13 protein-coding genes, 2 tRNA genes and 1 pseudogene are annotated in these 12,682 nt (G+C 70.4%); 7 read left to right on the top strand and 9 right to left on the bottom strand.

Annotated elements, in window-relative coordinates:
• Positions 1–59: 59 nt before the first annotated feature.
• On the bottom strand, positions 60–491 hold the full coding sequence (locus ACWDAS_RS11210; RefSeq protein ID WP_450388610.1) for an SSI family serine proteinase inhibitor: 432 nt from the start codon (positions 489–491) through the stop codon (positions 60–62).
• Positions 492–698: 207 nt separating this feature from the next.
• On the opposite strand from ACWDAS_RS11210, the gene ACWDAS_RS11205 reads away from it, so the two are divergent.
• Together ACWDAS_RS11205 and ACWDAS_RS11200 are read left to right on the top strand one after the other, a co-directional pair.
• A tRNA-Ser gene (locus tag ACWDAS_RS11205) sits at positions 699–789 on the top strand.
• A 180-nt stretch (positions 790–969) separates the two neighbouring features.
• Positions 970–1,042, top strand: a tRNA-Arg gene (locus ACWDAS_RS11200).
• A gap of 78 nt (positions 1,043–1,120) precedes the next feature.
• Here the strand turns inward: ACWDAS_RS11200 and ACWDAS_RS11195 are convergent.
• A pseudogene (locus tag ACWDAS_RS11195) lies at positions 1,121–1,845 on the bottom strand (site-specific integrase); the annotation flags it as partial.
• A 109-nt stretch (positions 1,846–1,954) separates the two neighbouring features.
• Here ACWDAS_RS11195 and ACWDAS_RS11190 point away from each other — a divergent pair.
• Both ACWDAS_RS11190 and ACWDAS_RS11185 read left to right on the top strand, forming a co-directional pair.
• Positions 1,955–2,278: a putative quinol monooxygenase gene (locus ACWDAS_RS11190; RefSeq protein ID WP_450388609.1), complete on the top strand. Its 324-nt coding sequence runs from the start codon at positions 1,955–1,957 to the stop codon at positions 2,276–2,278.
• A complete protein-coding gene (locus tag ACWDAS_RS11185) occupies positions 2,271–3,506 on the top strand; it encodes a helix-turn-helix domain-containing protein (protein ID WP_450388608.1) in 1,236 nt (411 codons plus the stop codon). The genes ACWDAS_RS11190 and ACWDAS_RS11185 overlap by 8 nt, the downstream gene beginning before the upstream one ends.
• Positions 3,507–3,716: 210 nt before the next feature.
• On the opposite strand, the gene ACWDAS_RS11180 is transcribed toward ACWDAS_RS11185, so the two are convergent.
• The 5 genes from ACWDAS_RS11180 to ACWDAS_RS11160 form a co-directional block, all read right to left on the bottom strand.
• Positions 3,717–3,935: a hypothetical protein gene (locus ACWDAS_RS11180; RefSeq protein WP_450388607.1), complete on the bottom strand. Its 219-nt coding sequence runs from the start codon at positions 3,933–3,935 to the stop codon at positions 3,717–3,719.
• A gap of 46 nt (positions 3,936–3,981) precedes the next feature.
• Entirely contained in the window at positions 3,982–4,767 is a 786-nt protein-coding gene (locus tag ACWDAS_RS11175) for a calcium-binding protein (protein ID WP_450388606.1), read from the bottom strand.
• 348 nt (positions 4,768–5,115) lie between these two features.
• Positions 5,116–5,964, bottom strand: coding sequence for a phosphatase PAP2 family protein (locus ACWDAS_RS11170; protein ID WP_450388605.1), 849 nt, complete (start codon positions 5,962–5,964; stop codon positions 5,116–5,118).
• Positions 5,961–6,773, bottom strand: a complete 813-nt coding sequence (locus ACWDAS_RS11165; protein WP_450388604.1) for a polyphosphate polymerase domain-containing protein — start codon at positions 6,771–6,773, stop codon at positions 5,961–5,963. The genes ACWDAS_RS11170 and ACWDAS_RS11165 overlap by 4 nt, the downstream gene beginning before the upstream one ends.
• A 2-nt stretch (positions 6,774–6,775) precedes the next feature.
• Positions 6,776–7,444 carry a DUF4956 domain-containing protein gene (locus ACWDAS_RS11160; RefSeq protein ID WP_450388603.1) on the bottom strand — a complete coding sequence of 223 codons (669 nt, stop codon included), beginning with the start codon at positions 7,442–7,444 and terminating at the stop codon, positions 6,776–6,778.
• A 183-nt stretch (positions 7,445–7,627) separates the two neighbouring features.
• On the opposite strand from ACWDAS_RS11160, the gene ACWDAS_RS11155 reads away from it, so the two are divergent.
• The 3 genes from ACWDAS_RS11155 to ACWDAS_RS11145 all read left to right on the top strand — a co-directional run bounded on the left by ACWDAS_RS11155 (position 7,628) and on the right by ACWDAS_RS11145 (position 10,788).
• Positions 7,628–8,299, top strand: coding sequence for a response regulator transcription factor (locus tag ACWDAS_RS11155; protein ID WP_450388602.1), 672 nt, complete (start codon positions 7,628–7,630; stop codon positions 8,297–8,299).
• Positions 8,296–9,696: an ATP-binding protein gene (locus ACWDAS_RS11150; RefSeq protein ID WP_450388601.1), complete on the top strand. Its 1,401-nt coding sequence runs from the start codon at positions 8,296–8,298 to the stop codon at positions 9,694–9,696. Before ACWDAS_RS11155 ends, ACWDAS_RS11150 begins: the two co-directional genes overlap by 4 nt.
• Positions 9,697–10,575: 879 nt before the next feature.
• On the top strand, positions 10,576–10,788 hold the full coding sequence (locus ACWDAS_RS11145; RefSeq protein WP_450388600.1) for an EF-hand domain-containing protein: 213 nt from the start codon (positions 10,576–10,578) through the stop codon (positions 10,786–10,788).
• 15 nt (positions 10,789–10,803) lie between these two features.
• Here ACWDAS_RS11145 and ACWDAS_RS11140 read toward each other — a convergent pair whose 3' ends face one another.
• Both ACWDAS_RS11140 and ACWDAS_RS11135 read right to left on the bottom strand, forming a co-directional pair.
• Positions 10,804–11,643 (bottom strand): MEDS domain-containing protein, encoded by an 840-nt coding sequence (locus ACWDAS_RS11140; protein WP_450388599.1) that lies wholly within the window; start codon positions 11,641–11,643, stop codon positions 10,804–10,806.
• A 109-nt stretch (positions 11,644–11,752) separates the two neighbouring features.
• Entirely contained in the window at positions 11,753–12,634 is an 882-nt protein-coding gene (locus ACWDAS_RS11135; RefSeq protein ID WP_450388598.1) for an LLM class F420-dependent oxidoreductase, read from the bottom strand.
• Between the last annotated feature and the right edge of the window lie 48 nt (positions 12,635–12,682).

Below are 12,682 nucleotides of genomic sequence, written 5' to 3'. Positions count from 1 at the left end.
TACGCGTGAGTAGTGTTCGTGGTTGAGCCGTGCGGATGTGGTGTCGGTCACCCCACAGGTCACACGTCCCGGTCCTGGAATCCGCCCTGGGGCGGATCATGGACCGCGGGTGCGGGCAGCACCGGGGCCATCCGCCCCCAGCGGGCCGTCTCGCAGCCGTTGCTGCGGTCGTAACGGGCATCGACGGGCCGCCCGCGCCAGCTGCCCCGCACCGTCGCCCGCTGCGGGCCGCTGTAGATCATCGTGCACATCGTGCCCTTCGGGGCAGGCCCCACCGGGCCGCCCAGCCGCTCCAGCCGGGCACAGGCCTCCGTAGCGTCGGGGTGGGTCCCGCCGGCGGGATCGCAGCGCAGCTCGTACGAGGACACGTGCCCGCCCCCGTCGTCCACGGTCACCCGCAGCCGGTCGGGCGGCTCCCCCGTCCCGGGAGGGCAGGCCAGGGCCGGTGCGGCCAGGGTCAGCGGGAGGCCGAGCGCGAGCGCGGCGGTCATGGGCACACGATCCAATCGCATGTTCCGTCCCTACCTCCCGGGACCCACCCGCGCCTCCCAATCCACCCGATCGTGGGCGCGTCGCCCCGACGCCCGCCGCAACGCCTTTGCCCTGGCCGTACGCGGCCTAGTAATCTGGTCAGCGATTGGTCCCAGCCCAGTGGGCTGTGCCATCATCTGCACACACCCGCTCGCGCGGGAGCACCTGGAGGCGTCGCCTAGTCCGGTCTATGGCGCCGCACTGCTAATGCGGTTTGGGCTTTACCGTCCATCGAGGGTTCAAATCCCTCCGCCTCCGCTCCACGAAGCCCCGGCCCCCCGGCCGGGGCTTCTGCCGTTCCTGGCCCCCCTGCTGGACCGTCGACTCGGTGTTTTCGCAGGTCAGGGTGGGTGCGGCTAATGGATTTCGCCTCACGGCACAGGTCATGTAATGTTGTTCCCGCAACGCCGACCGGCAAGAAAACGCCGGGAAGCACAAGCACTCGTAGCTCAACGGATAGAGCATCTGACTACGGATCAGAAGGTTGCAGGTTCGAATCCTGCCGAGTGCACAGCAAAGGAGAGGCCCCCGGAGATGATCCGGGGGCCTCTGGCATTGGGGCGTACAGCAGCGAAGTACAGCAACCGCGTCAGCCGCCCTCCATGGCGTTGGACAGCTTGCCGAGAGCCGCACGCACCTCCTCATCGCTCGCCGCGGCGTAGATCTCCATCGTCATCGCGATCTGCGAGTGCCTCAGGATGCGCTGGGCCACCTTGGGATGGACCCCGAGGGCGACCGGGAGCGAGCTGCACGTACGCCTGGTGTTCCGCAGCGGGATCGCACGGAGGCCGGCGCGGCGGACGCGCAGGGCGAACATCCGGGTCGGGTTGCCCGGCTCGATCGGGGTCCCGTGCTTCGTGGTGAAGATCAGCCCACGGCTGTCCTGCCAGAGCTCCCCGGCAGCCTTGCGGTCCCCGAGTTGCTGCGCGCGGCGCATCCGGAGCGCGTTGCGGCACAGCTCGGGCAGGGGGAGGAAGTCGTCGGAGTCCTCGGTCTTGGTCTCCCGGTGCAGGGTCTGGCGACCGGCCCGCTGGATCTGGTGATCCACGTACAGCTCACCCGTCTCGAAGTCCACAGACGACCACGTCAGCCCCAGGACCTCGCCACGACGCAGCCCGAGGGACGGGACGAGCGCCCAGGCCGCCCGCGAAGAGGTGGTCATCGCGAGACGCGGCGTCGGTGAGGAACCGGCTCGCCTCGGCGACGGACCACGGCTTGATCTTCTGGCGCCGAGGCTTGGGCACCTTCACCAGGGGCGACGTTCTTGCTGATCCCCTCCGCGGCCACCGCATGCGTCAGAGCGGCCCGGAGAGCGCGCGAGCGGGAAGCTTTTCGCAGAAAAACTGCGGGTCATTAGAAAAGTTGCGACTAGCAGTAGATTTGCACTTCTGTGATGCTGGAACCCGGGCATCGAGGAGGAGAGATGAGCAACTTCGCGCTGTTTGTGCGCTTCACGCTCAAAGAAGGCGAAGCCGAGGGCTTCGACGCCCTGGTGCGCGAGACCACCGCCGCCATCCGCGCGAAGGAGCCCGGAACCCTCGTCTACGCCTGCCACGAAGTCGACGGCGCCCCGGACCAGCGCATCTTCTTCGAGCTGTACGCCGACCGCGCCGCCTTCGAGGAGCACGAGCGCCAGACCCACACGAAGCACTTCCTGTCCGAGCGCGACACGTACGTGGCGCACACCGAGGTCGACTTCATGGCCCCGTACGCCGGCAAGTACCCGACCGAGGCCCCCAGTGAGTGACACCGGCAACCGCACTGCGGGCCAGCGCGTCGCCGAGCTGCGCCGCAAGAGAAGCATGTCCCAGCGCGACTTGGCGGCCGAGATGGGCCGCTCCGAAAGCTGGGTCTCCCAAGTCGAGCGGGGCGTCCAGCCGATCGAGCGCCTGTCGGTGCTTCAGGCCCTGGCCGATGCCCTGGGAGTGCCGGTGCGCGAACTGCGCCCGGAAGCCGAGATCGCGCCCGAACCGGCGCCCGAGCAGCAGCCGCAGAGCAACGACCTCGACGGGCTGCGCGTCGCCCTCACCGGGCACCCCACGCTGGGAAGCCTCTTCGGGCAGATCACCGCCTGCCCGGAACCCTCACTCGACGACTTCCACCGGCACGTCGACGAGCTGTGGGACCTGGCTCATGCGGCGAGCTACGCGGCACTGAGCGACCGGTTCTCCAAGGTGCTGCCGCAGCTCGAAGCCGCCGTACGCCACGGGCCCGAAGCCGAACGCCCGGAGTTTCATGCCCTGCTGGCCCGGACCTACCAGGTGGCCGCGGCGAGCTTCGTGCGTCAGGACGAGCCTGATGCCGCATGGGTCGCGGCCGACCGGGCACTCCAGGCAGCCGAACGCGCCGGCCAACCGCTGGAGGTCGTCGCGGGCCTCTTTCGGCTGGCCCACGCCTTCATAAGGCAGCAGCGCACCGACCAGGCCGAGCATGCCGCGATGTCGGCGATCAACGTGTTGACGCCTCGCTGCCAGGCAGACGCCAGCCCGCCGGAGGAGAGGTCGCTCCTGGGGGCCATGCACTTGGTCATGGCCGTCATCAGCGCCCGCAAGGGAGCCCGCTCCGCCACCCACGCCCACATCGCAGAGGCACGGCGCATCGCCGCCACCAACGGAGCCGACCGCAACGACTTCGACACCGAGTTCGGCCCCACCAACGTCGAGATCCACGCCGTCAGCACCGCAGTCGACCTCGGCGACGCCGGAATGGCCCTGGACGTGGCCGAACGAGTCGACGCCTCGGGACTGTCCCCGGAGCGTCAGGCACGTTTCCTGGTTGACGTGGCGCGAGCGCACGCGCAGCGGCTACACGTCGGCGAGGCCACCGCCGCACTCCTCGAAGCCGAAACCCTGGACCCCGAACAAGTCCACTCCCACCACCTGGCCCGCGAAACCGTCCGCGACCTCCTCCAGTTCTCCGGCCACCGAGCCCCCGAACCCCTGGCAGGCATCGCCGACCGCATGGCGATCGCCTAGCAGCCATCTGTCCGGGGACAGTTGATGGCTGACGTCCGCCCTGAGCTGCGCACGAGCCATGGATGGGAGGGGAGCGATGATGGGTGAGATCGCCTGCGGCAGCTACGGATCCCGGCAATCGCAGAGTCTTTCCCTGAGATTCGCTGCCACGTGATCGACGATCTACTCGCCGAACCGCTCGGCTGGACGAATGAGTCCGATGTCCGAGCCTCAGTGGCGGTCGCTGAGGCCGGCGACCACGGCGGCCGGTCGGCCCATGGTGTGGGCCACGCCAAGCCCGTCCATGTAGTCGCGGACATGCACGATCAGGCCGTTGCGGATCCGGATCACCAGGAGGCCGGGGAAGCTGAAGGACTGACCGGTGGTGGTCACGGTCCCGGTGACGACCTGCTCGACGGTGATCACCTCGGGGTCGGTGCTCTCGTACACGACGACCTCGCGGATCTCCTGCGGTTGCGCCGGGCTCAGTACATGGCTATTGGACGTCTATGAAGTCGCCGGTTGCGTTGACCGCCGGAGTCGTCGTCGTGCCCGCGAAGCTGTAGCGGAAGTAGCCGTCGGTGGAGGCGGTGACGGTCGTCTTGAGGCTGCCCGTCGAGTCGGACTTGATCGTCTTCACCGTGGTGTAGGTGTTGCTGCCCTTCTTGCGGAACTGCAGCCTCACCGACTGGTTCGTGTAGCCGTGGTACGCGTTGTCCTCCCAGTTGGCGCGGGAGAGCTTGCCGGTGACCGTGATGGTCTTGCCCTTCTTCACCGGCTCGGGCGAGGCGTTGACCGTCAGCTTCGAGTAGCGCTGCACCTTGAACGTGGTGGCCGCGTCCCGGTAGATGTAGTCATCGTCATTGGCGGAGACCAGCGTGGCGAGATTCCAGGTGGCTGCCGCGTTGTTGTCGACGAAGCCGGTGGCCGCCTGCGGGTCGAACGTCAGTGTGCCCGTGCAGGTCGACGTAGTGGCGCTCGCCTTGACGCAGGTGATCTCGCCTTCGTCGTACCAGATCTGCGCGTAGTTCGGCTTCGGACCGAAGGCGCTGATGTACGTGGTCTCGGCGATGCCTGAATCGTCCGAGGCGGTCACGGAGACCTTGGCGGACACCACCTTGGTGGTACCGACCACGACGGGCTTGCCGCCGTTGACGACGACCTTGTCGATCGTGATGTCGCCTGCTCCGCCGTCCTCTGCCTGGGCCGCAGTGGCACCGATTGCGGTGGCGACCAGCGCGACGCCGGTGCTGAGCAGGGCAAGGCGCCTGGTTGCGCGCATCAATGTGTCCCCCCACCTAGTTGATTGATCGGAGGAAGTGTATGGCGCTGGCCAACAGTTCACCACGGCGTTGTTTCCGCGCCTCCACATGAGGCTCAGCGATTCACCGTCGGTTTCACTCCAGGTTCAACGCGGTTCGGGCCGCCGTCTCGGCCGGCCGCGAGGCTCACCGTGTCGCCGTCGTCGCCTTCCTCACGCGCGTTCCGTCGGGACGGTAGACGTACGCAGCAGCGAGGATGAGGCTGATCACGCCGACCGGCCTGGCCTCCGCCTTCACTGGCGCCGCATCGCCGTGCGTGGTTCCCGACCGTCATTCGGTCGGGAACCACGGGGAGGTGCGGGAGTGGGTCAGTGTCCGCCGATCGCGAGTTCGTAGTCGCCGATCAGGTCGCCAAGGAGGGTTCCGGCCGTCAGGTCGCTGGTGACGTGTCCGGCCATGTAGAGGCGGGAGTAGAGCACTTCGTCCTGCATCCACTCGTACTGGGTGGCCTGGTGCGGCGAGAGGGCGGAGAGGAAGGTGACCGCAGCGGCGGCGTGCGCGGCATGGCGAGAGGGGTAGGAGTACGGGCCCTTGGCGCCCGACGTGATGTGCTTCTCCGGGCGCAGGGTCGGGTCGAGGACGTAGGGGGCGGGCTGCTGGTCCTTCGCGGCGAGCTGGTCGCTGATCGTCTTGGCCAGCGTCAGGGCCGCCTTGAGTTCGGCCTTCTCGGCCTTGCCCTGCTGGCTGGGGATCAGTTCGCGCTGGTCGTGGAGGTAGAGCTTCCAGATGTCCTTCTTGCCATAGAGCTCCAGCCAGGTGGCGGCCTTCTTTCCGGCTGCCGTCCGGGTCTGGGCGAGCGCGTGGACCTCGCGCAGTTCGCCGGCGCGCTCCTTCGCGGGAGGCGGTGCGGGGATCTGCCGCGCGGCCCAGGCGGTGAACGCCTTGTCGTCGCGGGTGGTGCCGTGTGCAGCCTTCCACTGGGCGAAGAGGGTGCCGGCCTTCGTGCGCTGGGCGTCGGCCTGCTTGCCGATCGTGGCGATGTCCGTGTCGGTGAAGAGCCGAGGCGGCGGATTCTGCTTGATGCGGTCGGTCGCCCCGGGCTTCTTCTGATCGGTGGCCAGACCCAGCTGCGGTCGTAGCAGTCCGAAGACGGCGGCCGAGACCGCGAGCAGGGCGATGACGGCGTACGGCCATTTGATGGTGCGCAGGACACTCATGCGGCGCGGGTCCTTTCGGGGAGCGGGCCCGGGTGGAAGTGGGTGCGGGCGAGGCGGCGTACGTCGTTGTCGGGCAGGCCTGGGGTGAGCAGGGACTGACCGACGATGTACTTGCTGAGGGAGACAGGCCGGGCGCCGAGGCCCAGGAGCAGCCGGTCGGCGGGGGCGGGCCGGGCGGTTCCCTTGGTCTCGACGAGGATGGTGTCCGGGTCGAGCGCCGCTGTGCTGTGGTCCTGGTGGCAGGTGAGGGCGCCGTCGAGGGTGATGCGTGTGCCGTGGTGGAGGTCGGCGAGGGCGGCGCGGACGTAGCGGATCTCGGCGGCCGGGGCCAGGTCGGCGGCGGCGACGGGAACGGCGGAGCGCCGTAGAACGTCGTCGACGAACTCGGCTGCCCGGTCGTCGAGTCGGCCGTACGACTGCTCGGCGGCCGGGAGGGCGTGCTTGACGGTGGCGCCCCGGCCGTCCTTGGTCTTCACCTCCACCCGGCACAGCCCGTCCTCCACGTAGAGGCGGGTGCGGATCTTCCAGCGGTGGCGGCGCCGCTGGACGTGCGCGCGCCAGGCGCCGAGCTGCGGGGTGTCGAAGTACATGCTGAGGTACGTCGTCGTTCGGCGGCCGTCCAGGTCGAGGACCCGGTGGGTGTCGGCGAGGCGGTCGACGAAGGCGCGGGCGCGGTCGAGCGGGATGAGGTACTTGCGGTCGGTGCGGTGCTGGAGGGCGGCTGCCGCGTCGACCTCGGCGAGGGTGGCGCCGGGCACGAGGGCCAGGCCGAGGTCGGTGGCGAGGGTGGTACCCACGGCCGGGGTCACGGCTACCGCCCCGCGTCCGCGGCGAGCGCGAGTTCGGGTTCGGGTTCCAGGGGCGCTGAGCCGGAATCCTGGGTGAAGGGATAGCGGGCGGAGACCCGGGTGGTCTCGCGGACGTAGTCGACCTCGTCGACGACCACCGAGAGGGGGGCCTGACCGAAACGCAGGGCGACGTCCTGGGTGATCAGGTCGGGGGTCGGGTAGATGCGGTCGAGGGTGAGTTTCACCGTGCGGGTCGGCATGTCGGCGGCAGGGGCGTCGACCAGCAGGACCGCGATCAGGACGGCCGCGACCAGGGCGATGACCAGCCAGTTCTGCCGCTGCGGCAGGCCCGCGCACAGGGCGACGACCAGGCTGACGAAGGTGTAGGCGACGTCCCGTAGGGTGAAGGCCGCGCTGCGCAGTCGGACCAGGGAGAGGATGCCGAACAGGCCGAAACCGACCCCGGCCGGGAACTTGCCGACGCTGATGGTGCTAATCGCGGCGAACAGGCCCAGGTTGAGCGCGGTCAGGACGAGCGGCATCCCGGGGGCGCTCGGGCGGCGGCGGTAGAGCCGGCCGGCCAGGATCATCAGGGCGATGACGTCCAGGCCGCCACGGGTCATCAGGTCGACGGGGGCGATGTGGTCGGTGATGCTCTTGGCGGCGAGCATCACCGGTATCGCTGTGTACATGGAGGTCCCTTCCCCGGCGGCGCGTCGGACGACGGACCGGCTCCCGATCCGCGGATCACCGCAACCTGAAGAAGGCTAGGGATGGCGCATTAACAGACCGTGAAGCCTTTGCGGCGTGCGGGATCGGCTCCCGGCGCGGACGCGAGGGAGTGCGCCGTACGCCAGGCGGTTAGCCTGGCCGCCATGCACTACCTGGTCGTCGACGACGAGACCCGCCTGACCGATCTGGTCGTCCTCTACCTCACCGAGTCCGGCCACACCGCCGAGGGCCGCTACGACGGACCCACCGGCCTGGCCGCCGCCCACGACCCCCGTGTCGACGCGGTCGTCCTGGACGTGATGCTCCCGGGCCTGGACGGGGTCGAGGTGTGCCGGACCCTGCGTGAGAAGGGCGTCGACGTCCCTGTCGTCCTGCTGACCGCGCGTGGGGCGATCAGCGAGCGGGTCGCCGGTCTCGACGCCGGCGCCGACGACTACCTCGTCAAGCCCTTCGCCATGGAGGAGCTGCTCGCCCGCCTGCGTGCGATCTCCCGGCGCCGCCTCGACACCGCGGGCCGCCGCCAGGTCGGCGACCTCGTCCTCGACCCCGAGCAGCAGCGCGCCTGGCGCGGGGACATCGAACTCGACCTGTCCCGAAGGGAGTTCGACGTGCTGCGGGTGCTGATGGAGAACGCCGGCCGGGTCGTCACCCGCCTCCGGCTCCTCGACGAGGTCTGGGACGGTGAGACCGACCTGCGCAGTAACGCCATCGACGTCCACGTCTCCAAGGTGCGTGCCAAGGTCGACCGGGCCTTCGACCGTACGACGATCACGACCTTGCGCGGACGCGGCTACCGCCTGGAGACCGCCCCGTGAGACCGCCCGGCCGTCGGCTGCGGGCGCGGCTGCAGCGGCTACCGGTCGTCACGCGTCTCGTGGTTGCGGTGGCCGTCACCATGTCCCTCGTCCTGACCGGTGCGGCGGCCCTCGTCTACTGGCGCGTCCAGAGCGCCCTGGACCGGCAGCTCGACGACGACCTGACCACCTACCGGCACTCCCTCGACCGGGCCGTACACAGTGGCTCCGCGCTCCCGCCTGGCCCAAGCGGCAGCCTGTACCAGGTGCTCGACGCACACGGGCGGGTGCTGGACGCCAGTGACGCCGTACGCCACGATCCGCTGCTCACTACCGCCGAACTGGGTGGCGTGACCGAAGGCCACCTCGTCCGGCGTGACGTCGGCTCCCTGCTGCCCATCACGCCCGACACCCTGCGCGTCCAGGCCACGCGAGTCACCGCCGCCGGGCAGCTGTGCGTCGTGGTCGCCGCGGTCAGGCGCGGCCACCGCGACGAGGCGTTGCGCGAGCTCCTGGCCCAGCTGGCCTTCGCCTCGGGCCTGACCCTGATGGCCGCCTCGTACGTCGGCTACCGGACCGCCCGTGCCGCCCTGCGCCCAGTCGAGCGCTACCGCAGCGGTGCCGCCGCCCTCGCCGACGGCGGCCAGGACGTGCGCCTGGACGTCCCGGCCGACCGCGACGACGAGATCACGCGTCTCGGCCACACCCTCAACCGCATGCTCGACCGGCTGGCCGCCTCCGCCGCCCGCGAGCACCAGTTCATCGCGGACGCCAGCCACGAACTGCGCACCCCGCTCACCCTGATGCGCGCCGAACTCGACGTCGCCCTGCACCGGCCACGCACCGCCGAGGAGTTGACGGACACCCTGCGCTCAGTGGACACCGAGGTCAGCCGACTGGTAACGCTGGCCGACACTCTCCTCGACCTGGAGCAGCTCGACAGCGGCGAACACATCCAGCGCACCGACGTCGCCCTGAGCCGCCTCCTCGACGACGCCTCCGCCCCCTACCGGACGGCCGCCGGACGCGACGGACGCACCCTCACCACCGCATACGACGAAACCTCTGTGCATGTCGATCCGCGCTGGCTGTGGACCGCCATCGGAACCTTGCTGGACAACGCCCTACGACACGGCGCCGGCGTGATCGGCCTGCGCGCCACGGTCCGGGACGGGCGGCTGCGGCTGTCCGTCACCGACGAGGGGCCCGGCTTCCCGGCCGACTTCCTCCCGCACGCCTTCGACCGCTTCACCCGCGCCGAGACCAGCCGCACGACCCCCGGCACCGGCCTCGGCCTCGCCCTGGTCGCCGCGGTCGCCGCCTCCCACGACGGCACCGTGCATGCCGAAAACACCTCGCCGGGCGCCGCCGTCACCCTGGACATCAGCTGCCGAGACGACGGCGTACGGCCCCGATGACCGGACCGGCGGCGATCAGCACCGCCGGCGCTGCGTATCCGTGGGTGAGGGTGGTCGCCGTGGCGACATCTGTGTCAGTAGGGCTTCTGCTGTCTCCCTCGTCACCGCTGTGTCCTCTGGGTCCAGCAGCCAACGCCACGTGCTCAGTGGTATGGAAACGTGGTCCAATTCCAAGCCGTATTAGCGGAACAATTCGCCCGGGCCGCCTCGCCGGGGACGTCCGGGTCGTACCCGCCCCCACACCCACGTGGCACGGAGAACCGTGCCGTCGAGGTCTTGCGTCCAGGCCCCCCGACCTGGTCAAGGGCGCGAACTTCCGCCGTGCGATCGGCCGGTGGCCCGGGATGCGATCCTTCGGAGACCGGACAGAGCCCTCGACTGGGCGGGGTCGGTCCCGGCGGGCCTCGACCGACAGCTCGATGGTGCGTCGATCCGGGTCGCGGTAGTCCAGCGGTACCTTCGCGGTCGCGCAGTCGAACCGACCGCCCTGGACGCAGGGGCGCCAGTCCAGCCGTGCGGCGGGTACCGAAGGTGACGGCGGGCCAACGGCCGGAGCGAGAGCCGGCCCGGTGAACATCGTCGGGCAGACCGCGGCTGCGGCGAGGGCCGCGGCACAACGCCGGCGGCTCGCCATGGATCCGGGTGCCGACATATTCGACCTTCCGTGGCCGGCCGATCCATCCCCCTCATTCCTGTACGCAGCTGCGCATATGGGTCAACGACACCGCGGCCCGCCCCGGGGCGCGCAAGCCGGCCGGAGCCGAACGGGCAGGCCGGTGTCCGTTCTGATTGACATACGCCCGGGCCGCCGCGCGGTGCGGCGCGACGGCTAGGGTGTGCGCAGTCAGGACCGAGTACATACATGGAGGGGTGGTCACGATGGCGGACATCGAGGCGGCCAAGAAGGCGTTCACGCGATTCGATGTCGACGGGGACGGGCTCATCACGGCGAGCGAGTACAAGAGCGTGATGGCGCAGCTCGGGGACTTCAACGTGACCGAGACCGTGGCGCAGAGCGTCATCAAGGCCGTCGACACCAACGGTGACGGCAAGATCTCGTGGGACGAGTTCTGGGCGGCCCAGCAGGCCTGACCGGGGGGCCGGTGCTCAGATCTCCTCGAGGAGGAGCTGGGGGACCTCGGCCGCGCCGCAGAGCCGCAGGGTGCGCGCGTGCAGACGCGGGCAGCGGATGGTGACGCGGTCGGCGGGGCCGAGGGACGCCACGTGGCGGATCAGGACGGATGCGCAGCGGGCGTCGATGAAGGAGAGCCGGGCGAGGTCGACCCGGCACGGCGGGCCGGCCGGCGCGGCGAAGGCGTGACAGACGGCCAGTTCGAAGTCGTTGCGGGTGGCAAGGTCGGCGTCGCCGCGCAGGACGAGGGTTCCGCCGGTCCGCTCCACGCGCAGCGCCCCGTGGCGCGGGCGCAGGCAGACCGGGTGGGCGGCCCGTACCCGGGCGAGGAGCGAGGCGGCGAAGCGCCGCTGGTCGTACTCGCAGATGGTGGTGAGGCCGAGGCCCGCCAGGACCGGGGTCATGGCCGCTTCGTGGCCGAGCAGGCGGTCCTGGTCGAGCCCGGGGCTCCGGGCCCAGGACATGTCGCCGGCGACGCGGAGACCGGAGAAGCCGTGCCGGTGGGCGGTGCTCGTGAGCGCGGCCCAGGCGGGCGCGGCGTCGTAGCCGGGGATCTCCGGGGTGATGACGAGGGCGCAGTGGCGTACCGCCTCGGCGGCGCGCACTCCGTGGGCGGTGAGCCGGGTGACGGCCTCGGCCGGGGGCGTGCCGGGGCCGGTGAAGAGCAGGACGCGCTCCCCGCGGGTGAGGCCGATCGCGGTGAATGCGGCGCGGATCTCCCAGCGGTCGTCCTCGTCCTGGAAGCCGAGGCAGGCGTGATCGCCGGACGCCATGCGGTCGACCGGGACAGTCCGGGTCGTGGTGCCGCTGTCCATGGGGGCGAACATACGCCCGGCCCTGTCGCGTGGCCGGGCGCTGAACGCCTTTGAGCGGAGCGTTCCGTTCCTGTCGGCGGTCTGTCCCCAACTGCCCCCGGCCGGACTGTCAGTGACCGGTGGGTTTCAGTGCGGCCGCCAGCCGGCGCCACTGCTCGCGCGGCAGTCCGGTCCGGTCCTCGCCCGTGGCGAGCACCTGGACGGCGACGTGGTCGGCGCCCGCGTCGAGGAAGGCGTCGATCCGCTCCCGCACCCGTTCCTCGTCGCCCCAGCCGAAGAGCGCGTCGACCAGACGGTTGCTGCCGCCGCCGGCGAGGTCGTCCTCGGTGAAGCCCAGTCGCAGACAGTTGTTGGTGTAGTTGGGGAGCGTCAGGTAGAACGCCAGCATCTCCCGGGCGGTCTCGCGGGCCCGCGTCGGGTCGGTCTCCAGGACGACCGTGAACTCCGGTGCCAGCAGCGGCCCCTCGCCCAGCGTGGCACGTGCCTCGGCGGTGTGCTCGACGGTGACCAGGTAGGGGTGGGCGCCCGCCGAGCGGTCGCGGGCAAGTTCCAGCATTCTCGGGCCGAGCGCGGCGAGCACCCGGTTCCCGGCGGGCGTCCCGGCGGCGTCCAGCTCGTCGAGGTAGCGGGTCATCGCGGCGTACGGGTGCTTGTACTGCTCGGCGAGCCGGGCGTGGCTGACCCCCAGCCCCAGCAGGAAGCGCCCGGGGTGGGCGGCTTCGAGGGCGCCGCAGCGGGCGGCGGTGTCCTCGGCCTCGTACTGCCAGATGCTGAGAATGCCGGTCGCGACGGTGATGGACGAGGTGGCAGCGATCAGGGGTGCCGCGTGCTCGACGCCGCTGCTGCCGCCGAGCCACAGGGCCCCGTACCCCAGTTCCTCCAATTCGGCAGCGGTCTCGGCGCGTTCCGCCGCGCGGGCCGGATCGGGGTCCCGCAGCCCGGCGTTCCACAGGCCGTAGCGCCCGATTGCGGGCGTCTGGCTGTCACTCATGGGTCTCCTCCCGCCGCGAAGTCCGTTTGAAGTCCGACGTCCTTCGTA

The organism is Streptomyces sp. NPDC001070, assembly GCF_053598835.1.
Note: the sequence above shows the minus strand (reverse complement) of the source record. Positions and strands in the feature narration are given on the sequence as shown.